This window comes from Cupriavidus sp. 01T418, assembly GCF_056398885.1.
In genome coordinates this window covers 47572-68421 of record NZ_JBFTQG010000035.1, presented here as the reverse complement: position 1 = coordinate 68421, position 20850 = coordinate 47572, and the positions used below count along the sequence as shown (strand labels likewise).

Annotated in this window: 23 protein-coding genes and 2 pseudogenes; 17 read left to right on the top strand and 8 right to left on the bottom strand. The window is 63.2% G+C overall.

The features are described from left to right. Positions 1-185 precede the first annotated feature (185 nt). Positions 186-329, bottom strand: coding sequence for a hypothetical protein (locus AC1DQ3_RS26580; RefSeq protein ID WP_477123141.1), 144 nt, complete (start codon positions 327-329; stop codon positions 186-188). Between the two features lies 1 nt (position 330). On the opposite strand from AC1DQ3_RS26580, the gene AC1DQ3_RS26575 reads away from it, so the two are divergent. Further along, complete coding sequence (locus AC1DQ3_RS26575; RefSeq protein WP_477123140.1) at positions 331-1233, top strand: dihydrodipicolinate synthase family protein; 903 nt, start codon at positions 331-333, stop codon at positions 1231-1233. Here AC1DQ3_RS26575 and AC1DQ3_RS26570 read toward each other — a convergent pair. Beyond that, positions 1169-1606, bottom strand: coding sequence for a helix-turn-helix domain-containing protein (locus tag AC1DQ3_RS26570; RefSeq protein ID WP_477123139.1), 438 nt, complete (start codon positions 1604-1606; stop codon positions 1169-1171). The two genes, AC1DQ3_RS26575 and AC1DQ3_RS26570, sit on opposite strands and share 65 nt — an antisense overlap. Positions 1607-1805: 199 nt before the next feature. Continuing rightward, positions 1806-2753 carry a LysR family transcriptional regulator gene (locus AC1DQ3_RS26565; protein ID WP_477123138.1) on the bottom strand — a complete coding sequence of 316 codons (948 nt, stop codon included), beginning with the start codon at positions 2751-2753 and terminating at the stop codon, positions 1806-1808. Positions 2754-2870: 117 nt separating this feature from the next. On the opposite strand from AC1DQ3_RS26565, the gene AC1DQ3_RS26560 reads away from it, so the two are divergent. The 13 genes from AC1DQ3_RS26560 to AC1DQ3_RS26500 all read left to right on the top strand — a co-directional run bounded on the left by AC1DQ3_RS26560 (position 2871) and on the right by AC1DQ3_RS26500 (position 16368). Then, complete coding sequence (locus AC1DQ3_RS26560) at positions 2871-3764, top strand: TauD/TfdA dioxygenase family protein (RefSeq protein WP_477123137.1); 894 nt, start codon at positions 2871-2873, stop codon at positions 3762-3764. 2 nt (positions 3765-3766) lie between these two features. Then, complete coding sequence (locus AC1DQ3_RS26555; protein WP_477123136.1) at positions 3767-4888, top strand: mandelate racemase/muconate lactonizing enzyme family protein; 1122 nt, start codon at positions 3767-3769, stop codon at positions 4886-4888. Positions 4889-4961: 73 nt separating this feature from the next. Further along, positions 4962-5948, top strand: coding sequence for a Bug family tripartite tricarboxylate transporter substrate binding protein (locus tag AC1DQ3_RS26550; RefSeq protein ID WP_477123135.1), 987 nt, complete (start codon positions 4962-4964; stop codon positions 5946-5948). A 12-nt stretch (positions 5949-5960) separates the two neighbouring features. After that, entirely contained in the window at positions 5961-6545 is a 585-nt protein-coding gene (locus AC1DQ3_RS26545) for a chromate transporter (protein WP_477123134.1), read from the top strand. An 11-nt stretch (positions 6546-6556) separates the two neighbouring features. Next, positions 6557-7126: a chromate transporter gene (locus AC1DQ3_RS26540; RefSeq protein ID WP_477123146.1), complete on the top strand. Its 570-nt coding sequence runs from the start codon at positions 6557-6559 to the stop codon at positions 7124-7126. Positions 7127-7493: 367 nt separating this feature from the next. Next, a complete protein-coding gene (locus tag AC1DQ3_RS26535; RefSeq protein ID WP_477123133.1) occupies positions 7494-8207 on the top strand; it encodes a GntR family transcriptional regulator in 714 nt (237 codons plus the stop codon). Between the two features lie 47 nt (positions 8208-8254). Further along, the gene (locus AC1DQ3_RS26530) at positions 8255-9250 is read left to right on the top strand and encodes a Bug family tripartite tricarboxylate transporter substrate binding protein (RefSeq protein ID WP_477123132.1); all 996 of its coding nucleotides are present in this window, start codon (positions 8255-8257) and stop codon (positions 9248-9250) included. 23 nt (positions 9251-9273) lie between these two features. Beyond that, positions 9274-10500: a CaiB/BaiF CoA transferase family protein gene (locus AC1DQ3_RS26525; protein WP_477123131.1), complete on the top strand. Its 1227-nt coding sequence runs from the start codon at positions 9274-9276 to the stop codon at positions 10498-10500. Positions 10501-10573: 73 nt separating this feature from the next. After that, positions 10574-10795, top strand: a complete 222-nt coding sequence (locus AC1DQ3_RS26520; protein WP_267600385.1) for an acyl-CoA carboxylase biotin carboxyl carrier protein subunit — start codon at positions 10574-10576, stop codon at positions 10793-10795. Between the two features lie 13 nt (positions 10796-10808). Further along, complete coding sequence (locus AC1DQ3_RS26515) at positions 10809-12389, top strand: acyl-CoA carboxylase subunit beta (protein ID WP_477123130.1); 1581 nt, start codon at positions 10809-10811, stop codon at positions 12387-12389. 105 nt (positions 12390-12494) lie between these two features. Further along, positions 12495-13460 (top strand): Bug family tripartite tricarboxylate transporter substrate binding protein, encoded by a 966-nt coding sequence (locus AC1DQ3_RS26510; RefSeq protein WP_477123129.1) that lies wholly within the window; start codon positions 12495-12497, stop codon positions 13458-13460. A 16-nt stretch (positions 13461-13476) separates the two neighbouring features. Continuing rightward, positions 13477-15009, top strand: coding sequence for an acyl-CoA carboxylase subunit beta (locus AC1DQ3_RS26505; RefSeq protein WP_477123128.1), 1533 nt, complete (start codon positions 13477-13479; stop codon positions 15007-15009). A 12-nt stretch (positions 15010-15021) separates the two neighbouring features. Next, entirely contained in the window at positions 15022-16368 is a 1347-nt protein-coding gene (locus AC1DQ3_RS26500) for an acetyl-CoA carboxylase biotin carboxylase subunit (protein ID WP_477123127.1), read from the top strand. Between the two features lie 181 nt (positions 16369-16549). On the opposite strand, the gene AC1DQ3_RS26495 is transcribed toward AC1DQ3_RS26500, so the two are convergent. From AC1DQ3_RS26495 to AC1DQ3_RS26480, 4 genes are all read right to left on the bottom strand, one after another. Continuing rightward, a complete protein-coding gene (locus tag AC1DQ3_RS26495) occupies positions 16550-16789 on the bottom strand; it encodes a hypothetical protein (RefSeq protein WP_477123126.1) in 240 nt (79 codons plus the stop codon). Between the two features lie 88 nt (positions 16790-16877). Further along, complete coding sequence (locus AC1DQ3_RS26490) at positions 16878-17249, bottom strand: DUF6884 domain-containing protein (protein ID WP_477123125.1); 372 nt, start codon at positions 17247-17249, stop codon at positions 16878-16880. Between the two features lie 526 nt (positions 17250-17775). Further along, complete coding sequence (locus tag AC1DQ3_RS26485; protein WP_477123124.1) at positions 17776-18387, bottom strand: DUF6036 family nucleotidyltransferase; 612 nt, start codon at positions 18385-18387, stop codon at positions 17776-17778. 1 nt (position 18388) lies between these two features. Next, positions 18389-18679, bottom strand: a complete 291-nt coding sequence (locus AC1DQ3_RS26480; protein WP_477123123.1) for a hypothetical protein — start codon at positions 18677-18679, stop codon at positions 18389-18391. A gap of 367 nt (positions 18680-19046) precedes the next feature. Between AC1DQ3_RS26480 and AC1DQ3_RS26475 the strand changes: the two genes are divergently transcribed. Together AC1DQ3_RS26475 and AC1DQ3_RS26470 are read left to right on the top strand one after the other, a co-directional pair. Next, positions 19047-19349 (top strand): type II toxin-antitoxin system HigB family toxin, encoded by a 303-nt coding sequence (locus AC1DQ3_RS26475; RefSeq protein WP_477123122.1) that lies wholly within the window; start codon positions 19047-19049, stop codon positions 19347-19349. Beyond that, the gene (locus tag AC1DQ3_RS26470; protein ID WP_477123121.1) at positions 19349-19699 is read left to right on the top strand and encodes a helix-turn-helix domain-containing protein; all 351 of its coding nucleotides are present in this window, start codon (positions 19349-19351) and stop codon (positions 19697-19699) included. Before AC1DQ3_RS26475 ends, AC1DQ3_RS26470 begins: the two co-directional genes overlap by 1 nt. Before the next feature lie 171 nt (positions 19700-19870). On the opposite strand, the pseudogene AC1DQ3_RS26465 reads toward AC1DQ3_RS26470, so the two are convergent. Next, positions 19871-19960, bottom strand: a pseudogene (locus AC1DQ3_RS26465) (transposase); the annotation flags it as partial. A gap of 667 nt (positions 19961-20627) precedes the next feature. Between AC1DQ3_RS26465 and AC1DQ3_RS26460 the strand changes: the two are divergent. Beyond that, a pseudogene (locus AC1DQ3_RS26460) lies at positions 20628-20794 on the top strand (tyrosine-type recombinase/integrase); the annotation flags it as partial. Positions 20795-20850 lie beyond the last annotated feature (56 nt).

The following is a 20850-nucleotide window of genomic DNA, read 5'->3' as shown; positions in this document are numbered from 1 at the left end:
CTCTGGACGGCTTGGGTTTGACAATGCTGGTCGTCCCGAAGGAACACGTGCCTCTCCTCGAGAAGGCGGCATCTCATGCGGCACAAGAGGCTAAGGCGTACGAAGAAAGGCGGGGCAGGGACCGGGAATGGGACTAGTCGCCGTCGGGGTGTGTCAGCTCGCGCGTAAGAGCCTGATTTACGCAATTACCAAGAGGCTTTTTCTGCTTCGGTAGATTTGGTGGCATCGTCGGCTTCGCTGACTGTTTTCCAGCGTGACAATGCATTTTTCGCAATTAACCGCCAAAAATCAAGGTCAATAGTCAAAGCATGATAGTTGACCCGAGGCATTATGAAATCTCAAGATGAATCGCAGGCGCGCACCTGCGGCCTGTTCAACATCGCAGTCACGCCCTTCGCGGCGGATGGCAGTCTGGATCTTCCCGCACTGACGGAGAACATCGAGCGCATGCTGGGCCTGGGCTACGACGGCCTCCTGATTGGCGGCACCTACGGTGAATTCCCGGCCATGGATACCGCTGAGCGCGCAGCGCTCTTCCGCCACGCAATGGCAGTGGTGAGCGATCGCGTGCCCGTGCTGCTATGCACGGCGCATGCCGACGTTCGCGTGGTGAAGGAGCTGACCTCGCTGGCTGGCGAACTTGGCGGATTGCCCATGCTGATGCCGCCATTCGTGTCGGAAGTCACCGATGGCCAGATTGTGCGCTTCTTTGAAGAGGTGGCACCGCTATCCAGGACCGGCGTGATGATCTATAACGCGCCGGGCGTTGGTATCACGCTCTCGGTGCCGCTGATCGAGCGCCTGTGCGATGTGTCGCAAGTGGTCGCACTCAAGCAAGGTGATCTCAATCCGACCACAGTCGATCAGCTCGTCGGCCGCGTAAGTGGCCGCATTCGCGTACTGGCTGCTTCCGACCTCGTAATGCTTGGGCCCCTGGTGCTCGGCTTCGACGGCGTTAGCTCCACCAACAGTTGCGCGCTGCCCGAATTGGTCAAGGCTACTTACGATGCGGTGCGTATTGGCAACGCAGCGGACGCCGGCGGCCTGCATCGTCGCTGGTACCCGATGCGGGCAGTCGCACGCAAACTTGGCCAGCCTCAGTCCACCAAGGCTGCCATGAAGCTGCGCGGCTGGCGCGGCGGCATTGTCAGGCAACCGTTGCGCGATCTCAATGGCGAAGGAATTGAAGTCGTGCGCGAAGCTCTGCACGCCAGTGGCATAAGTACGATTTGATGACTACAGTAGCTGTGGCTACTGTAGGCGCACGAACAGGGTAGCCGCTGCACTCGATGTGCGGCGCCGGGAACTGCGTGCCATGGGACCTTGGGCGGGCGCAGTCGGCATAGCTGTCGCGAATCAGGCCGAGCGCCCGCGCCGCAAGGCCCGGCGGTGTCCGGTTGTCTGCCAGTTGGCCGTGGTGGCGATTCAGCAAGCCGGCAGCGCCATCCTGTTGGTACCGCCGCAGCAGGCGCAAGGTCTGGCGAGAAGTGAGTCCGAGTCTGGATGCCGCAATCCCGGTCTTGAGATAGGCGTCGGCCAGCGCCTGGATGACCTTGAAGCGGTCAACTTCGCGCAGACTCATGGTGATCAATCCTCGATCCTTCATGGCGCGCTCCCGTCCAACCCAGGCGCGACCAGTATAGGTCTATCCAGAGGACATTCTGATCTGGCTGGAAGCGGACGTTCTGGTTTTGCCTCTGGCCGGCAAGCGCCGCAACGTGGCCGCGGAGGACTTTGACCGCGCGCCTGCCTTCAGGCGAGTCACCTAGACGAGTGGCTTTGGGTTGCCACCGCCCGCGCTGTGCTCACTCGCCCGCGCGCGCGGTCTGGTGGATCATCTCGCGAAAGCCGCTGAGCAAAGGGTCCTCGCTGGCCATGCGGTTAAAGGCGAGCATCACCGGGTTCGCCGGCAGTGGCCGCCGCAGCTTGACGATGCGCAGCAGTCCGAACGCCACATGGCTGCGGGCGACGGATTCCGGTGCGATCGAGACCAGGCTGGTGCCTGCGACTAGGGCCAGGTTGGACTCGAAGGAGCGTGTCTCGATCACCGGCCGGATCCTGGGCAGGCCATGCTCGTTCCAGAACGCTTCGAAGGTCACGCGCGAGCTGGTCTCGGCGTCGGGTAGCGCCCAACCCTGGCCCACCAGGCGGGACAGGACAATGGGGCCTGCCGGGATGGTGGGGTGACCGGCCGCGCAGACGATCACCGTGCGCTCCTCGTACAGGCGCTCCACTACCAGGTCGTCGCCGTCGTCGCGCGTGGTGCTGCGCAGGATGGCGAAATCCAGGCTCCCGGCGGCGATCTGGTCGAACAGCATCTTTGAACTGCCTTCGACCACGCGGAACTGGTAGGGCGTGTCGGCGGCCTGCGCCGACGTATCGGTCGGCACGGCCGGATAGAGCCGGGCGAGCAGACCGGGCATCAAGGTGTGCATGGCGCGCGGAATGCAGCCGAGTTGGATCGGCCGGCGCTGCGGATCTGCGATGGCGTCGTTCAGCCGCTCGATCGCGCGCAGGACGAATCGCGCCTGGGACAGCACCGCCTTGCCTTGGGCGGTGGGCATGCTGCCGTGACTGGAGCGTTCGAACAGGTGGGCGCCCAGCAGGTTCTCCGCCTCGGCAAGCAGACGTGACAGAACGGGCTGTGGCACGCCGAGCTCGCGCGCGGCGCGATGCACGGAGTGGCTATCGCCCACGGCGACGAGGGCTTCGATATGGCGCCGCTGCAGCGGCTTGTTCGGCAGAGATGGCATAGCGCGAGGAGGGGATACGAAATCAGCATCACTGGATGCGTAATCTATATCATTTACGCTATCGGGGGCGAGGTTTATATTGGGGCTATTCCAACCCACCATGGAAAGAGAGCCACCATGAAGTGCATCTCCGTGACGCCGCTCGAGTCCAGTCTCGGCGCAGAAGTTAGCGGTATCGACCTGCGCCAGCCGGTCGATGAAGAAGTTCTGGCCGAGCTCCAGCAGGCCTGGGCCAGGCACCTCGTGCTGCGTTTTCGTGGTCAGGCGTTGTCGGACCCGGAACTGCTGGCCTTCAGCCGGAAGTTCGGCGAGCTAGATCCACCGGGGCCGAACCCCTACGGCAAGCCCTTCCTCAGCGAATTCCCCGAGATCAATGTGATCTCCAACGTCAAGGTCGATGGCGTGCCGATCGGCAACCTGGGCGACGGCGAGGCGGTGTGGCATTGCGATATGACCTATGTCGAGCGGCCGCCCCGCGCCGCGTTGCTGCACGCACTTGAAATTCCGCCTGGCGGTGGCGATACCTTCTGGTCGAATATGTACCTCGCCTATGAAACCCTGCCAGACCATACCAAGGCGTTGATCACGGGACGCCGCGCCATTCACGACGCCACCTACAACAGCGCCGGCATGATGCGCAAGGGCATGAAGGAAGTGACCGACCCGCGCGAAGCGCCGGGCGCGCATCATCCGCTGGTCATCGCGCATCCCGATACCCGCCGCCCCGCGCTATTCCTCGGCCGCCGCCGCAACAGCCATGTGCTGGGCATGAGCCTTGCCGAAAGCAATGCGCTGCTGGACACGCTATGGGAGCATGCCACCCGGCCCGAGTTCACCTTCCGCCAGGAGTGGCAATTGCACGATCTGATCCTCTGGGACAACCGATGCACGCTGCACCGCCGCGACCCATTTGATCCGAATGCCTCCCGCATCATGCACCGCACCCAGATCAAGGGTCCCGCCATCGAAGCCTTCGACCCGGCCTCGGCTGGCATGGCGCTGGAGTCGTGAACATGGATGGCTTGCACCTTCCCATTCGCCGCGTCGAAGTATTCGGCGTGGCCGTGCCCCTGGTCGGCCCCGGCTTTCGCAATGCCTATGTCACCAAGACCGTGCAGAAGAGCGCGCTAGTGCGCCTTACCGCGGAAGACGGTTCGATCGGGCTGGGCAATATCGATCCCTCTCCCGGCTATTCAGTGGAAACCATCGAACAGTCGCTGCTGGCCATTCGCGACGAACTCGCCCCGCTGGTGCAGAGCTGCGACGCCGGCAATCCGCATCAGGTGATGCAGCGCATGGACCAGGGTCGCTCGGGTTACCTGGACGCCAAGGCGGCGATTGAGATGGCCTGCGTCGACATGTTGGCGCGCCGTCTCAATATCCCGGTGCATCAGTATCTGGGCGGCGCCGTGGTCGACACCGTGCGCTTCAATGCGTGGATTGGCATTGTCCCGCCCGACGAGGCGGCCGCGGAGGCCCGCAAATGGTTTGACCGCGGCTTCCGCTCGGCCAAGATCAAGGTCGGCGGGGGCGTCAAGGCCGACCGCGATCGCCTGACGGCGGTGCGCGACGCGGTCGGGCCGACCATGGCCCTGCGCGCCGATGCGAATGCCGGGTACAGCGTCGAGGAGGCGATCGCGCTGGGCCGCTTGCTGGAACCGATCGGCCTGCAACTGCTGGAACAGCCGGTGGCTGAGGACGACCTTGCCGGCATGGCAAAGGTGCGGCAGGCCATCGGCATCCCGGTGATGGCCGACGAATCGATCACCGATCATGCCAGCCTGATCGCGGTGATCCGCGCCAACTGCGCCGATATCGTCAAGCTCAAGGTGATGAAGCAGGGCGGTTTCCTGAACTGCAGGCGCATGCTGGAAACCGCTAGTGCGGCCGGCATGAAGGTTGTTATCGGACACGGATTCGGGCTGGGCGTGAACACGGCGGCGGAAATCATGCTGGCATGCACCAGCACCGATGTGCTGGAAGGGCTGGAATGCGTCGGGCCGCTGAAGACCGCCGACGACATCGTGACCCACAAGCTCGATATCAGCAGCGGTGTGGCCGCCGTTCCCGCCGGTTGCGGGCTTGGGGTCGAACTTGACGAGGAGAAGGTGGAGCGCTACCGGTTTGCGTTCTAGCGCTTCTAACGCATGTGCCATTGCAGCACGGCAAAAAATAAAACCACGACAAAAGTGGGACCAGGAGACAAGCATGTCCTTACGGAAGCTCTCTGTTCTTTGCGCGGGCTTGTCGCTGATCGCCGCGATCGCCGCGATCGCCACGCCGCCGGCCCGCGCGGCCGACTGGCCTGCCAAGCCGGTCACCATCCTGGCGCCATTCGCCGCGGGCGGCACCGTCGACCTGGTGGCGCGTGTGATGGCGGTGAAACTGGGCCGCGAGCTTGGCCAGCCCTTTGTCGTTGATAACCGGGGCGGCGCCGGTGGCACCATCGCCACGGCCATGCTGGCGCGTGCCGCCCCTGACGGCTACACGCTGATGATCCACCACATGGGCCTGGTCTTCAGCGATTCGCTCTATAGTCATCTTCCTTACGACACCAAGCGCGACATCTTGCCGGTCGCCTATATTGGCGCCACGCCAAACGTCCTGGTGGTGACCAAGACCTTGCCGGTCAAGACCATGGACGACTTCCTGGCGCTGGCCAAGGCCAAGCCGGGCTCGATCAACTATGGCTCCGGCGGTATCGGCAGCGCCGGCCACTTGCCCATGGCAGTGCTCGGCATGATGACCGGGACCCAGCTCCAGCACGTGCCGTACAAGGGCTCCGGCCCGGCGCTGACGGAGCTCGTGTCCGGCCAGATTCAGTCCATGCTGTTGACGATTCCGGCCGTGATGCCCTTTATCAATTCCGACATGGTCCGTCCGATCGCCACTTCGGGCAAGAAGCGCTCGCCGGCATTGCCCAACCTGCCGACCATGGAGGAAGCGGGCATCAAGGGTTTCGCATACGCGCCCTGGTATGGCTTTTTCGCGCCCGCCGGCACGCCGCCGGCAGTGGTGCAGAAGCTGCATGATGCTGTCGGCAAGGTCCTGCACGATCCTGAAGTCGTGGCGAGACTCAGCGGCGAGGGGATTGAAGTGGAAGCGATGCCGCGCGAGCGGTTTGCCAGCATCGTCGAGGCCGACATGGCGCGCTGGGGCAAGACCATCAAGCAACTTGGCATCAAGACGCAGTAGGGCGTATCCGCGATGTGTACAAATCAGCCGGAAGGCGGCGCCGGCCGCCGCGAGCCCCGCTCCCCCGCCGACCTGTTCGTGACCTTCACCCTGCTGGGTCTGCAAGGATTCGGCGGCGTCCTGGCTGTGGTGCAACAGGAACTGGTGGAGCGCAAGCGCTGGCTGACGCGCGAGGAGTTCGTCGAGGACTGGGCGGTGGCGCAGATCATGCCGGGTCCCAACGTGGTCAACATGGCGCTGATGATCGGCGGCCGTTCGTTCGGCCTGGCCGGTGCGATGGCTGCGCTGGCGGGCATCCTTGCACTGCCGCTGGTGGTGGTGGTTTTGCTAGAGCTGCTGCACGCGCGCTTTGCCGATCATCCCGGCGTGGCGGGCGCGCTGCGCGGCACTGGGGCAGTGGCCGCAGGGCTGTTCGCGGCCACCGGGCTCAAACTGCTGAGCGCGCTGCGTGCCAATCCGCTGGGCCGCCCGCTTGCCATCTCACTGGGCGCCGGTTGCTTCGGCGCGGTTGCGCTGCTGCGCTGGCCGCTCGTCTACGTGCTGCTGGGCCTGGGCACCATCGCCTGCCTGCTCAGCTACCGGAAGCTCAAACCGTGAGCGGGGCACCGATGCTGACGCTGGGGTGGGGCGACTGGCTGAGCCTGTTCTCCCATTACCTGTCGCTGTCCTTGCTGTCGATCGGCGGCGCCATCACCACCGCGCCCGATATGCACCGCTACCTGGTGGATCAGCAGCACTGGCTCAACGACGGTCAATTCAATGCATCGGTCACGATCGCCCAGGCAGCGCCGGGTCCCAATGTACTGTTTATCGCGCTGCTTGGCTGGAACATCGGCATGAACGCGGGCGGCATCCCCACGGCGCTGCTAGGCCTGGTGCTAACCATGTCCGGCATCCTGCTGCCCAGTTCCACGCTGGCCTACGTCGTTGCCGGGTGGGGCCACCGCAACCGCGGCTTGCGCGGCGTGCAGGCGTTCCGGCAGGGCATGGCACCGATCGTGATCGCGCTGCTGATCGCGACGGCCTGGACGCTGTCCAGCGTTCACGACAACGCGGCGCGGGACTGGCGGTTATGGCTGTTGACGGTGTTCACCGCCCTGATCATCTGGCGTTTCCGGGTGCACCTGTTGTGGCTGCTTGCCGCGGGTGCCGTGCTGGGGTGGTTCGGACTGGTTTGAACGCCGGCACCATGACGTGCGGAATGCCCATCGCATCGGGCTTCGGGCCATCTGTCCATCTGCCCATACGTTGATAGCGCCACCGCGACTCAGCGCCGAGCGCTGCGGTCGTTTCCGGCGTTCTTCTTCCGCATCCAGGTGACCAGCGCTGTCCCTGCTAAACGGAAGGGGGAGAAGCTGTGGGTACCTTGGTGAGCCCGAATCGCACCTCAAACAAGAATAAATATCTTTGTATATCAGGTGCTTACAGAGTGTTCGCGCGGGCCGCACCTTGCCGCCCATCCGGTCAGCAAAACAGAATACAAAATTGTTTACTGTTTTGCTGGCAGCTCCTATATTGGATTCATACAACACGAGGTACGCGAATATGGCCGCATCGGTAAGAGCGATCAGGAAGGGGGTCGGGCCCAAGGAGAAAAGTCAGCCCGCGGGCGTCAAGACGGCAGCGGCAACGGATATCGCGGGCGAGCTGCGGGCCAGAATTGCCAGCCACGACTTGCTTCCCGGCACGAAGCTCGTCGAGCTCGAACTTGCCCAGGAATTTGGCACGACGCGTCCCAAGGTGAGGGAGGCTCTGGCCGCCCTTGAGCAACGGGGGCTGGTGGAGCGCATACCGAATCGCGGGGCAGTCGTCACGCGGATCAGCTTCGAGCAGATCCTGCAGATCTACACAGCGCGCGAAGCGCTGGAAGGCATGAGCGTGCGGTTGGCGGCCGAACATGCACCCCCGGGCGAGTGGGACGACCTCATCGAACTGTTCGACGCACCGATGGAGGAGGCCCTGGAGAGAGGCGACTTTGACTTCTTCCTGGAGGGCTACGAGAACTTCCGCCAGCGTGTCTTCAGGAACGCCAATAACCCGGTGATCCAGGAAATGCTGGACTCCATCCTCGAGCGTACGCAGGCGGTGATCCGCCGGGCCATCGTCTTGCCGGGGAGGGCGCGCTTGGGCCTTGAACATCACCGCGCCGCGCTGCAGGCATTGCGCCGGCGCGACGGCGAAGCCGCAGAGACCATTCGGCGGCAGAGCCTGAGGGAAGCGGCAGACTATATCAGCCGTTATCGCAAATACATCGTTTGACCGCTGTTGCAGATCAGCAGATAAAAAAATGGAAGGAGACCAGTCAGATGCTGTCGCTTGTACGTCATGCCGTTCGCGCGGCCGCGTTGCTTGCCGTTGCCGGCCTTGCTTCCGTTTCATCCCCGCTTCACGCACAAGAGAAATACCCCAACCGCCCCATCCGCATGTACGTCGGCTTCTCGGCTGGCAGCGCTACCGACATTGTGGCGCGCGTGGTCGCCCAGCACCTGTCGGAGCGGCTGGGGCAGTCCATCATTGTCGAGAACAAGACTGGCGTCGGCGGCAGCCTGGCGGCCGAGGCAACCGCGAAGTCGCCCCCGGACGGCTATACGCTGTTGATGGTCTCCAGCGCGATTGCCGTCAATCCCGCGGTCTACCCAAAGCTCAACTTTGACGTAGAGAAGGACCTGACGCCAATTGCACTGGTTGGTCGGCTGCCGACCGTGCTGCTGGTCAACAACAAGTTTCCGGCAAAGTCCTTGTCCGAGTTGCTCAGCTATGCCCGTAGCTATCCCAGGAAGATCAACTACGGCTCTTCGGGCGTTGGCGGCTCGACCCATCTGTCGACCGAATACCTGGCCACGTTGTCAGGGACCAGCTTTACCCACGTTCCCTATCGCGGCAATGCCCAGGCGATTGCCGCCCTGCTCGGCGGTGAGGTGGACATGGTCACCGACACCATTTTGCTTGCAGCGCCGAATATCCAGACCAAGCGCGTCAGGGCCCTGGCCATATCCAGCCAAACCCGATCCGCGCTCGCACCGGATGTTCCCACCTTCGCGGAAGCAGGTTTGCGCAACTACGACGGCAGCCTCTTCTTCGGCCTGATGGGCCCTGCCGGCATGCCGGTCGAGATCGTCACGCGTCTGAATCGGCAACTCAACGAACTGTTCCAGTCCGCTGACTTGCGGCAGCGTTTGCAGACCGCCGGTGGCCTGGATCTCGTGGGCGGCAGCCCGGAGGTGTTTCGCGACACGCTGCATAAGGAGATCGGCCAGTGGAAACAGGTGGTGAAGAACGCCAACGTCAAGGTCGACGATTAACGCACGGGACAGGAGACAGGACTATGGAATCGAGCAATCGCGCCGGGCCCCTTGCCGGCTACACGGTCATCGAACTGGGCTCAACCGTGGCGGGCCCGTTTTGCGGCAGGCTGCTGGCCGACTTTGGCGCGAGCGTGATCAAGGTAGAGGTTGCCGAAGGGGATGCCCTGCGTTCCATGGGCAGTCACAAGGAGGGCATCTCGCTCTACGCCCTGTCCATATTTCGCAACAAGGAAGTGATTGCGGTAGACCTGCGCGAGCCGGAGGGCCAGGGCCTGCTGCGACGGCTGATCGACCAGGCCGATTTCCTGGTGGAGAACTTCAGGCCGGGTACGCTGGAACGCTGGGGCCTGGGCTACGAGACACTCTCGGCAAGCAACCCCGGCCTGATCATGGTGAGGATCAGCGGCTACGGCCAGAGCGGGCCATATAGCAAGCAGCCCGGCTATGGCGTGATCGGGGAGGCCATGAGCGGACTGCGCTCGATCACCGGCGATCCCGATCGTCCGCCGGCTCGGGTGGCGACTTCGCTGTCGGACTACGTGACGGGCCTCTACGGGGCGTTTGGCGCCATGCTGGCGCTGGAGGCCCGCCACAAGACAGGCAAAGGGCAAATTGTCGATACGGCGCTTGCCGAGTGCGCCTTCAGCTTCATGGAGCCGCATGTCATGGCCTACGACCAGCTCGGCCTGATCGCCGAACGCGCGGGGTCAAAGCTGCCAGGTTCGAGTCCCAACAACCTGTACCTGTCCGCGGATGGCTGCTACATCCATGTTGCGGCGCTGGCCGATCCCATCTTTCGCCGCCTGTGCGCGGCCATGGACAGGCCGGCGCTGGCGGACGAGGCGCGCTTTGCCACTAATCGCCAGCGCAGCCTGCATGGCGAGGCTGTCGATGCCTTGATGCAGGACTGGATCGGCTCGCTGCCTTTCGAGACGGTGCATCAACGTCTTACCGAATTCGATATTCCGCACGCGAAGATCTACAACATCGACGACGTCTTCCGCGACCCGCATTTCAGCGAGCGGGAGGTCATCGCAAGGCTGCCGCATCCCAAGCTGGGTATGGTCGCAGTTCCCAACGTCACCCCGCGGCTGTCCGCCACGCCTGGCCATGTCAATGCGCTGGGGAGGGAAACCGGCGCGGACACGGTCGAGGTCCTGGAGCGCCTGCTCGGCCTGGATGCCGACACCATCGCAACGCTCCAGGCGCGCGGCGTGATCAGTGGTTGCGCCACCGCCGCGGCCTGAGCCATCGGCCGCTTTTCAGGTTCCTGCAGTTTCTTGCAGTCTCTCTGCATCAGTCACGGGAAAGGATGATTCCATGAGCGTCAAGGTGATTTCGGAAGTAGTGGGTTCCATGTGGAAATGCGAATGCGTGCCGGGACAGGCCGTGGACGAGGGCGATGTGCTGTTCATCATCGAGTCGATGAAAATGGAGATCCCGGTCGAATCGACGCACGCCGGTAAGGTGTCGGAGGTGCTGATCAACGAAGGCGAGCCGGTGTCCGAGGGACAGGTGCTCGCCATCGTCAACCCCGCTTGAAATGAGAGAACCCATGGACATGAGCCAAGAGATTCTCTCTGAAGGGCTGCTGGAACTGGAGCAGCGCAGGGCGTTCAGCCGCGCGCTGGGCGGGCCGGAGGCAGTCGAGCGCCACCATGCCGCCGGCAAGCTGACCATCCGCGAGCGCATCGACGGCTTGTGCGATGCGCAGTCTTTTCATGAGGTCGGCCGTTTGACCGGGCAGGGCCAGTATGACGAGCACGGCGTCCTGGTCAAGGTGACGCCCGCACCGTATGTGATGGGCCTGGCCACCATTGGCGGTCGCCCGGTGGCAATCGGAGGCGAAGACTATACGGTAAGAGGGGGCGCCAGCTGGAGCGGGGACCGCAAGAAGGGCGGGCAGGGCGGCTTCGTGGAGGAACTGGCCCTCAACTACAAGATCCCGCTGATCAATCTGATCGATGGCGTGGGCGGTAGCGTGACCTCGGCGCAAAAGCGGGGTCACACTGTATTCCCGGGGGTCCACGGATTCGAGACTTCCACCGCCTTGCTTGGCCAGGTTCCGGTCGTCTGCGCCGTCACGGGGACGGCGGCGGGGGGGCCGGCGGGACGGGCAATCCTGTCTCACTGGTCGGTCATGGTCAACGACACCAGCCAGATTTTTGCGGCCGGCCCACCCGTGGTGAAGCGCTCGCTTGGGCAGGATATCTCCAAGGAGGATCTGGGCGGCGCCAGGATCGCCGTGGATATCGCGGGCTCGGTTGACAATGCGGCGAGCGATGAAAAGCAGTGCTTCGAGATGATCCAGCGCTTCCTGTCCTATATGCCGCAAAACGTCTGGGAGTTGCCGCCCGTGGTTGCTACCGATGATCCGGCGGACCGGCGTGAAGAAGCCCTGGCAACCATCGTGCCGACCGACCGACGCAAAGCCTATGACATGCGGAAGATCATCCGCTGGGTGTTTGATCGCGACTCCACTTTCGAGATCCAGCCGACTTTTGGCAAGGCGGTCATCACCACCATGGCCAGGCTCAATGGCAAGGTGGTGGGGGTGGTGGCGAGCAACCCGATGGCGTACGGGGGGGCGATCGACGCCAAGGCCGCGCGCAAGCAGACCCATTTCGTCGAACTGTGCGACACCTTTCACATCCCGCTGGTGTTCCTGGTGGACGTGCCAGGCTTTATGGTGGGCAAGGATGCCGAAGCACAAGGCACCTTGCGGGAGGGCATGCGCAGCGTCTTCGTGAGCCTGCAGGCCACCGTGCCGATCGCCACGGTAGTGGTCCGCAAATGCTATGGCATGGCCGGCATGGCCGCTACCGACAAGAATGGGCTGGGTCTGAAGCTGGCGTGGCCGACGGCGGAGTGGGGTTCGCTGCCGATCGAAGGCGGGGTGGCAGCGGCGTTCCGGCGTGAAATTGCCGCGGCCGGCGACCCCGCCGCCAAGGAGCGCGAGATCGAGGCGCGTCTGCGCCAGGTCGCCTCTCCCTTCCGCACCGCGGAAGCCTTCGGCGTGGAGGACATCATCGACCCGCGCGAAACGCGCTATTACCTGAGCCGCTTTATCGACACCGCCCAGATCTCGCTGAAGACCAGCCTCGGGCCCAAGTTGAAGATGGGGGTGCGGCCTTGACCCGTTGCTTGTCGCAAAACAGGGCGAGCCGTCGATCGGCTTGCGGGGTGCACGCTATTTACGCCTTCCTGGACCAAGGAAGCCGTAAGCCTGGGAGGAGACAACATGTTGATGAGGATGTGGTTCCGGTGCTCCGCGGGGGTCCTGCTATCTTGCCTGGCGGCAATTTCCGCGCAAGCGCAAACCTGGCCGGCCAAGCCGATCAAATTGATAGTGCCGTATGCCCCCGGCGGCACCACGGACCGTCTCGCGCGTGAATACGCCGAATACCTGCGCAAAAAGCTGAACCAGCCCATCGTGGTTGACAACCGTCCGGGGGCTTCGACCAATATCGGCAGCGAACTGGTCGCCAAGGCGGAGCCGGACGGCTATACCTTCCTGCTTGGCATCGATGGGCTGGCGACAAACCAGGCTACCGGTCCGGTGCCATCGTTCGATCCGCACAAGGACCTCGCCCCCGTGAGCCTCTTGACACGGGTCCCCTGCCTGATTGCCGCCAATGTCAATTTCCCGGCCCAGTCGGCTGCCGAAATGATCCAGATCGCCAGGAAGAACCCAGACAAATATTCGATCTCCAGCGCCTCGCTCACCCTGCAGGTGGGCCTGCTGAACTCAGGTTCGGCGATTCGCCTCAATCACGTTCCCTACAAGGGTGGCTCCCAGGCAGCCACGGATGCCATGGGCGGCCAGGTCGACATGGTGATCGCCAACGTGCCCGTGCTCGCGCCGCTGGTGAAGGGGGGAAAGCTGCGGGCGATCGCAGTGAGTTCGGAAAAGCGCAGCGAAGCATTTCCGGAGGTCCCCACATTGCGCGAGAGCGGTCTGTCGAGTGCGGTTTTCTCGAACTGGTATGGCCTGTTTGCCCCGGCCAAGGTGCCCGAACCGATCATCGCCAGAATGGCGGTGCTGTCGAAGCAGTTCGTGGAGGACCCGCAGATAAACCACCGCCTCGCCCTCGAAGGCTATCAGTTGGAGGCCTCCACACCAGCCGAACTGTCTGCCTTGCTGGTCAAGGACGCGCTTTCAGCCACGAAGTTCGTCGAGGCGAACGCCGGTATCTTCAAACGATAGAACGGAGACACTCCACATGGCCTTTGAGACATTGATCGCGGAACTAGCTGAGCGGGAACATCGCGCCCGCCAGATGGGGGGGCTGGAGAAGCTGGCCGGGCGCAGGGCGGAAGGCGTGCTGAATGCGCGCGAGCGCATCGACTACCTGGTCGATGCCGGCAGCTTCCTGGAATCCGGCCTGCTGGCAACGTCATATCGCCCGGAGGATCGCGAGCGGTCGCCGGCGGACGGCAAAATCGTCGGTTATGCGAAGGTGGACGGCCGCGAAGTCGCGGTGGTCTCCAACGACTTCACGGTGATGGGGGCGTCGAGCAGCAATGTGAATGCCAGCAAGGTCGGGCATATGAAGACGGTCGCTACCAAGCGCGGCTTGCCGATGGTATTCCTGGGCGAATCCACCGGCGCGCGCATGCCGGACACCATGGGAGCGCGCGGCATCGGCAGCGGCGACAAGCCCACCCAGTATATGCGTACCCGCGAGACGCCCTGGGTGTCGGCGGTGCTGGGCCATTGCTACGGTTCCTCGAGTTGGTACGCGGCGCTGGCGGATTTCTCCGTAATGCGCAAGAGTGCGATCATGGCGGTCTCCAGTGTGAAGCTCACCTCGATGGCGATCGGGGAAGCCGTGGATCCGGAGGCGCTGGGCGGCTGGGAAGTGCTCACCGGCGTGTCCGGGCTGGTCGATATGGCTGTCGATTCGGACGAAGAGGCGCTGGTTGCGATCAAGCGCTTTCTCTCCTATCTGCCCAGCCATCACAACGAGGCGCCGCCGGTCCATCCGGTGCCGGCCGGATCGGGCCAACAGGCCCATCGCATCCTGGAGATCGTTCCGGAGTCGCGCACCAAGGTCTATGACGTGCGCAAGGTGATCCCATTGATCGTGGACGCGGACAGCATGTTCGAGTTGAAGGCCCGCTTCGGCAAATCCATCGTCACCGCGCTGGCCCGAATCGATGGCCACACGGTCGGCATCATTGCCAACAACCCGATGTCCAAAGGCGGTGCGATCGATGTCGACGCGTGCAATAAGGCCACCAGCTTCATGGTGCTGTGCGATTCCTTCAATATCCCGCTCGTCCTCATGACCGACCAGCCCGGCTTCCTGATCGGCGTCGAAGGCGAGCGTCGGGGCGCGATAGGAAGAGTCATGAACTGGATGAACGCACTCTCGCTGGTCACGGTGCCCAAGATCTCCATCATCATGCGCAAGACTTATGGCCAGGCGGTGTTGAATATGGGCGGCGCCGGCAATGCCGATGAGGTCATCGCCTGGGTATCGGCCGAAGTCAACTTCATGGATCCGCGTTCCGGCGTCACCATCGTCCATGGCGTCAAGCAACAGGAGGATCCCGAGCGCTATGCCGAACTGCTCAAAGGCATGGAGCGCGACACTTCGGCATGGGACATGGCCGGCGCCTACTCGGCCCACTTGGTGATCAATCCCGTGGACACGCGGCAGACACTTAGGCGCCTGCTGGAGGTGCACCGGCTGCGGCTCAGCAACGGTGTTGGCCAGCATCTGATGCGCACCTGGCCTACCAGCTACTGAGGGCACGGGATCATGCGAAAAGTTCTCATAGCAAATCGAGGCGCCGTCTCAGCAAGGATCATCCGCACGCTGCGCAAAATGGGACTGCGCGCCGTGGTGGTCTATTCCGAGGCCGACCGCGAGTTGCCGTATGTGGCCGAGGCAGACGAGGCCTATTGCATAGGTCCGGCGCCGGCCGTGCAAAGCTACCTGAATCAGGCTGCGCTGTTCGAGGCCATCGACCGAAGCGGTGCGGATGCGGTTCACCCCGGCTACGGCTTTCTTTCGGAAAACGCGCAGTTCGCCGCCAGCGTGCAGGCAAGGGGACTCACCTTCATCGGCCCGAGCCCGCGCTGGATCGACGCGATGGGGCACAAGACGCGGGCGCGCGAGTTGATGGCCGCGCAGGGCATGCCAATGTGCCGCTCGTCCGGCATCCTGCCAGACTCGGAAGCGGCCATCCGCGCGGCGGCCCAGGCCGTGGGCTTTCCCGTGCTGGTCAAGCCCGCCGGCGGCGGGGGCGGCATCGGCATGGTGGCGGCCACCGATTTGGATTCGGTCGTGAAAGCCGTGGAGCGCGCACGTTCGCTTTCGGCGCGCAGCTTCGGCAGTGGCGAGGTGTATCTGGAGCAGCTGTTCGAGCGGCCCCGGCATATCGAATTCCAGATCCTGGCGGACCGCCACGGCAAGGTGCGTCACCTATTCGAGCGCGATTGTTCGGTACAGCGCCGTCACCAGAAGGTCATCGAAGAGGCCTGTGCGCCCCGCCTGTATCCTGGCGAGGCTGACGAAATGGCCGAGCGGATCGCGCGGCTGCTGGCAAAGCTGGGCTACGACGTGATTGGCACTGTGGAGATGCTGCGCGGCGAAGATGGCAGCTACAACTTCCTGGAGATGAACACGCGTTTGCAGGTGGAGCACGCGGTGACCGAGGCCATTACCGGCCTTGACCTGGTGGAGGCGCAGGTCAGGCTCGCCGCTGGGGAGAGCCTGGACGCCGTTGTACCGCGCGATGTCTCAGCCTGTGGCCACGCGATCGAGTTGCGCGTCTACGCGGAAGACCCGGTGCGTTTCATGCCATCGCCGGGCAGGCTCGAGGTATTCCAGCTACCGGCCGGGCCCGGCATCCGGGTCGAGACGGGCTATGGCCAAGCCAATACGGTCAGCCCGTATTACGATCCGCTGATCGCCAAGATCATCGTCCATGCTGCAGATCGCCCCGGCGCGATCGCACTGGCGCAAGAGGCCGTGCAAGCCACGCAGATTGCCGGTGTGAAAACCAATCTTCCCTTCCTGGCAAAGACGTTGGCTCACCAGCCATGGCGCGACGGGCATCTGCACACCGGGCTGGTTGCGGACATCCTGGCGGCAGGTACTTGAGCAATGGCCCCTATCCCTATGTCTTGGTGCGGCTGCTGTCTGTCTCTCGCCGTTTGTCCAGGACGTTCTGAAATGTCGCACGGCCAGCCAAATTCAAATGTCGGCACGGGCGTTCGCTTTGTCTCGCGGGGAGCCTCATGCGCCGCGGGATTAGACGGGGTCATGCCAAGATTCGCTTCTATCACCTGCTGGCGGTCTCCGTCCTCAGGGTCGGGGGGCACTCCAGCAGGTTTGTGTCTGCACAGGAACGCATGATCTCTAACAGCAATTCCTCGCGCCGCGGCGGTGGGAAATGCAGGCGCCTGGCTTTGGTCCAGTGGCGGTAGCCAGCATGGGTGAGGGCAAGCAGGGCGTTGGGAGTGCCATCGAGGTTGGCAGCCAGGGCCTTGACTTCCAACTGCAGTGTGATGGTGATAGTCATTGGTTCGGCTGGAGATTCCTTAGGGCGATCCAACGGGAAACGATTCGCGCGCGGTTTCCCGTCCCCTCCTCGACATCGGCTTCGACTGTCAGGCCACTGGGTACCACGCCGCGCCGGCCATCGCCGTCGCCAGGTCCGAGAGCATGGTCTCCGCACGATCCGTGGTCACACGGGCATCGTAGGGGGCAATCTCCACGTCCGGCTGGATAAAGCCAAGCTGCGCGGAGAGAATGATGACCTGGGGCCGCGCGTCGGCTCGCACGTGGGCGCGAAACGTCTCATACATGACGCCGCGATACAGGTCCATGGCGGGGGCAGGGCGATCGAGCTTCGTGGCGGAGCAGGCCATCAGCACCAATGGGCGAGCCGGTGATCGTGCGGCGGATGCGCGAGCGAGCTCGTCAAAGAGGTTAAGTTGGGTGGGGCGGGCCAGCATCGGAAGCGCCTTGGTGATGTACATGCATCCAATCTACCGGGGCAGGCATGAAGTCAAGGCCGGCTCGTCGCGGCCCGTCAAATGTCCCGCCCGGCGCGCTTGGCGTTGCGTGCGCCTACAAGCGAGGCCTCGCCGCGCATCGCCAACTCGGGGATTGGCACGTGTATCTTGTGTCGTGCGGTCTCGCGTAGCGCGCTTATGCCGACGGTTGCGTGGCACAAGCGGTCCATCCCCAGTTGAACCGTATCGTAGTGAATCACCAGGCCGCCCCAGCGGCACTGAAGAAGCGCTCAAACTCCGTCGAGATCGAATCCTGCAAGACGGCGCTTGGGTCAACCCACAGGCTCGTCCCCGTAGGTGAGGACGCTGAGAGCCAACGCAGGCGAGGCAGGCTGGCAAAAGATTGGGGACCCGGCCGGCTAGGGAGACTCGACCACTCGACGATGGCGACGTGGCAAGCAGTGGCAGGGAAGGGCAGCCGTGGAGTAGTAGGGCGGCGGCAGGCCTGGAGAGGTGAGGCGCCGGGGGCGTTGCGCTGCCTCCGCCACTGTCAGGACGTAGGACGTTCTCTCGTACCCGCCACCAAAGCGGCGATGCGCCCCTCTTCACGGGCTATCTCGAGTGTGTCGCTAAGGTTGAGTCGTAGCATCTCGAGTCCGCCTACGTAACCGCCGAGGGCGCTTGTTGCACGTTCCTCTATCTCATCTGCCGACGTCAGTCCAGCCGCAACGAGTGCGCGAATGTCTTCGCGATCGTTATCAGCGAGTCGCGCGATTTTGCTGACAGCGAGATCCACGGGGGAGAGCACGCGCACCTGTATCAGATCCAGGCCCAGGTCAACCGGTATGGAGTCTTCCTGATAGTCCTCATGCATCAGCGCGAACGTTGGATTGTAGTTTGTGTCCAGGTAGATGACCTGAGGCGTCCCATCCTCCAAGACCACATCCACAAGCACGTCCTGAGGCAACAGCACCCGCCCAGCGAACTCAGCGTCAACGTCCGTCGTGACTCGGCTTGCCGTGTAGAGGTGCACCGCCATCCCACCAGCCAGGTAGACCGTCAGTGGTTGCCGAAGGGAAAGGCGCTGCTCAAGCTGCTTGAATAGCTCACGAAGGCCTTCGGCAAGTGCCGTGCGCGTGTGAAAGGAAACGTTGTGGGCCATTTCAGCGAGGCCGCAACTGCATCGTCAGCATATCGCGCAGCCGAGGCAAGCCCGATACCCAGCCTTTCCGAACCACGTCAGCACTGGACACCATATCTGTCGGATACAGACGGAAGTATTGGTCGCTCGCATGCATCAAGCGAACTGATTCCACTGGCAAACGCGACTGCAGCACCATCGCGGCAAGACGGAAGACGTTGGCTTCTCGCTGATCGGCAGCTAGCGTGACGTCACCACGCGACGCGGCCGCGCACCGGGCCAAAACGTTGCGCTCGTCGTCCCTCGATGTCATGCTTTCGCTCCCAACTTACTGTTGCTGACCATTGCTAGCCGGTAGTCCAACTGTACCGTTCCCGGTGCCCTAAGACAATCTTGACTGGCTACACCTGGGAGTGTTCTTCGACTGCACACGTGTCAATGTGCCTCATAAATCACATAATCGTTATTATGTTACATCGTTACGGTGTATAACAAAATCACCACGACCCCTTTCTGGGTGTCTCGCCTTCCGGCTTCGCGGAACTAACCACCGTGCCGTCGCCCTCGTAACTAGCATCGAATGTCTTGCGCAGCCTGGTCAAATACGCATCTTTCATGCGCTGCATACGCGAACCTCCCAAAATGGGAGTAAAATCCTCCCAAAACGGGAGAGCCAAAGGATGCGGATCATTGCGCGGCGGACGCTGCGAGAGTTTTGGGAGAGCGACCCCGCGTATGCAGATGCGATATCACCCCTCACGGAGTGGTATCGCCACATGGAAAAAGTGACATATGAGACACCCCAGGATGTGAAGGCCGAACTACGGACAGCCAGCATCCTCAAGGGTGGTCGCGCGGTGTTCAATATCGCCGGGAACAAGTATCGCGTGATCCTGGCCATCGACTATGAACGCCAGATCGGGTGGGTCCGTTTCGTTGGCACCCATGCCCAATACGACAAAGTTGACGCGGAGAGCGTGTAATGGATATCAAGCCCATTCGTACCGAACAAGACTATGACACCGCCATGGAGCGCATCGGCCAGCTATGGGGCGCGCCGGTCGGCTCGCCCGATGGCGATGAGCTGGAAGTCTTGTCGATCCTCGTGGAACGCTACGAGGAAGAGCATGACCCTATTCCGCCATCCGATCCGGTCGAGGCCATCAAGTTTCGGTTGGATCAGCAGGGCCTCACCACACGCGATCTTGAGCCATTCATTGGCTCCAGTGGCCGCGTGTCTGAGGTACTGAACCGCAAGCGCAAGCTCAGCTTGGGCATGGTCAAGCGCTTGCACGATGGCCTGCGCATCCCCTACGAAAGCCTGCTGTCGTAGGCACGCGGGCACCAGGCAAATGGCAGAGGCGCCGAGCGAGGGCAATTTGCAGTGAGCATTGCCGGCTACGGCGGCAAGCCCCACCTTGCTTTGCGTGCTCGATGAGTAGACGAACGTGCTGGTGGTCGGCAAGGAAGTGGCCTTTCGCGAGAGGCGGCCCGAGGGGTTCGCTCTGGTCGGATGTTCGCCGCGAATTGCCGAGCCTGAGCGGCGGGTGACCGGGGCGAGACCGGCATAGGCGGCAAGATGCGCGGCCGAAGCATGCCGGGGTGGCACGGGTCCCCGTGGTAGACAGGGCGGCCTGCCGCCAAGTGCCGGCGCGCGGCCTCGTCACCTTGCGCGGCGATGGCCCGCTCGACGTCCCCGGAATGGGCGAACAGTTCGGGTGAGGCGGTGGTAATGTTGCTCATACGCTACTCCTTCGCGCCTAATGGCGCGGCTTTCTATCATTTTCCCCACAGGCGGCGCACCGCTGGCGGCTTCGGATCGAGTGAGCATAGCGCGCTTCGCGCCTTCCCTCTCATGCCGCCGGCGCGTTCGGCGTCGAGGTTCGGGAGCCCGAAGGCCGCCATTCGTGAGGTCGTTGGAGCTCTGGCGCAGCCGGAGCGCGACGTAGTGGCCGCCTCGCTGGCCGACTTAGTCTTGGGCTAGAGTTGGCTACTTCGACCCGATCACCCCCGAGTTCTCCGTCCACCTGATCCCCACTCGCGCCGAGGGTTATTCGGGCCGCAAGCGGCAAGCGCCAAAACACGATACGCCAAGCAGAAGCGAACAGTAAACCTCAAGAAATCAATAACTTAGGCATGAGCACCCGCGTCGCTGCTGGGCTTGCGAACCGTCGCATATTGCACCGAAATCAAAACTACCCCTTGTCTGGCGCCGCCGGCAGCAACCGCGCCCCAGCCATGGCCACGCGGATTGGCGCGGCCGACGACCTGCCACCGGCACCGCCTGGCTCGGCAACCAGACCCGGCTGGTACCGGCCACCGACGAGCTGATCGCCGAACTGGCACGCTACCGCCGCGCCCACGGACTGCCATCCACGCCTCGGCGCGGGAGACACGCCCGCTGGTGCTGCCGGTCATCGGCCGCGAGACGGGTCGCGACAAGGCCCCGGGTTGACCCCCGATCAAATTTTCTTGCCAGTTTAA

Excerpts from the sequence above, each read along its gene's own strand:
- AC1DQ3_RS26495 (WP_477123126.1), bottom strand. The coding sequence starts at position 16,789 with ATGACTATCACCATCACACTGCAGTTGGAAGTCAAGGCCCTGGCTGCC.
- AC1DQ3_RS26480 (WP_477123123.1), bottom strand. The coding sequence starts at position 18,679 with ATGACATCGAGGGACGACGAGCGCAACGTTTTGGCCCGGTGCGCGGCC.
- AC1DQ3_RS26470 (WP_477123121.1), top strand. The coding sequence starts at position 19,349 with ATGGATATCAAGCCCATTCGTACCGAACAAGACTATGACACCGCCATG.
- AC1DQ3_RS26520 (WP_267600385.1), top strand. The coding sequence starts at position 10,574 with ATGAGCGTCAAGGTGATTTCGGAAGTAGTGGGTTCCATGTGGAAATGC.
- AC1DQ3_RS26530 (WP_477123132.1), top strand. The coding sequence starts at position 8,255 with ATGCTGTCGCTTGTACGTCATGCCGTTCGCGCGGCCGCGTTGCTTGCC.
- AC1DQ3_RS26545 (WP_477123134.1), top strand. The coding sequence starts at position 5,961 with ATGTGTACAAATCAGCCGGAAGGCGGCGCCGGCCGCCGCGAGCCCCGC.
- AC1DQ3_RS26560 (WP_477123137.1), top strand. The coding sequence starts at position 2,871 with ATGAAGTGCATCTCCGTGACGCCGCTCGAGTCCAGTCTCGGCGCAGAA.
- AC1DQ3_RS26500 (WP_477123127.1), top strand. The coding sequence starts at position 15,022 with ATGCGAAAAGTTCTCATAGCAAATCGAGGCGCCGTCTCAGCAAGGATC.
- AC1DQ3_RS26540 (WP_477123146.1), top strand. The coding sequence starts at position 6,557 with ATGCTGACGCTGGGGTGGGGCGACTGGCTGAGCCTGTTCTCCCATTAC.
- AC1DQ3_RS26475 (WP_477123122.1), top strand. The coding sequence starts at position 19,047 with ATGCGGATCATTGCGCGGCGGACGCTGCGAGAGTTTTGGGAGAGCGAC.
- AC1DQ3_RS26510 (WP_477123129.1), top strand. The coding sequence starts at position 12,495 with ATGTTGATGAGGATGTGGTTCCGGTGCTCCGCGGGGGTCCTGCTATCT.
- AC1DQ3_RS26550 (WP_477123135.1), top strand. The coding sequence starts at position 4,962 with ATGTCCTTACGGAAGCTCTCTGTTCTTTGCGCGGGCTTGTCGCTGATC.
- AC1DQ3_RS26580 (WP_477123141.1), bottom strand. The coding sequence starts at position 329 with ATGCCTCGGGTCAACTATCATGCTTTGACTATTGACCTTGATTTTTGG.
- AC1DQ3_RS26505 (WP_477123128.1), top strand. The coding sequence starts at position 13,477 with ATGGCCTTTGAGACATTGATCGCGGAACTAGCTGAGCGGGAACATCGC.
- AC1DQ3_RS26490 (WP_477123125.1), bottom strand. The coding sequence starts at position 17,249 with ATGTACATCACCAAGGCGCTTCCGATGCTGGCCCGCCCCACCCAACTT.
- AC1DQ3_RS26575 (WP_477123140.1), top strand. The coding sequence starts at position 331 with ATGAAATCTCAAGATGAATCGCAGGCGCGCACCTGCGGCCTGTTCAAC.
- AC1DQ3_RS26570 (WP_477123139.1), bottom strand. The coding sequence starts at position 1,606 with ATGAAGGATCGAGGATTGATCACCATGAGTCTGCGCGAAGTTGACCGC.
- AC1DQ3_RS26525 (WP_477123131.1), top strand. The coding sequence starts at position 9,274 with ATGGAATCGAGCAATCGCGCCGGGCCCCTTGCCGGCTACACGGTCATC.
- AC1DQ3_RS26555 (WP_477123136.1), top strand. The coding sequence starts at position 3,767 with ATGGATGGCTTGCACCTTCCCATTCGCCGCGTCGAAGTATTCGGCGTG.
- AC1DQ3_RS26565 (WP_477123138.1), bottom strand. The coding sequence starts at position 2,753 with ATGCCATCTCTGCCGAACAAGCCGCTGCAGCGGCGCCATATCGAAGCC.
- AC1DQ3_RS26485 (WP_477123124.1), bottom strand. The coding sequence starts at position 18,387 with ATGGCCCACAACGTTTCCTTTCACACGCGCACGGCACTTGCCGAAGGC.
- AC1DQ3_RS26515 (WP_477123130.1), top strand. The coding sequence starts at position 10,809 with ATGGACATGAGCCAAGAGATTCTCTCTGAAGGGCTGCTGGAACTGGAG.
- AC1DQ3_RS26535 (WP_477123133.1), top strand. The coding sequence starts at position 7,494 with ATGGCCGCATCGGTAAGAGCGATCAGGAAGGGGGTCGGGCCCAAGGAG.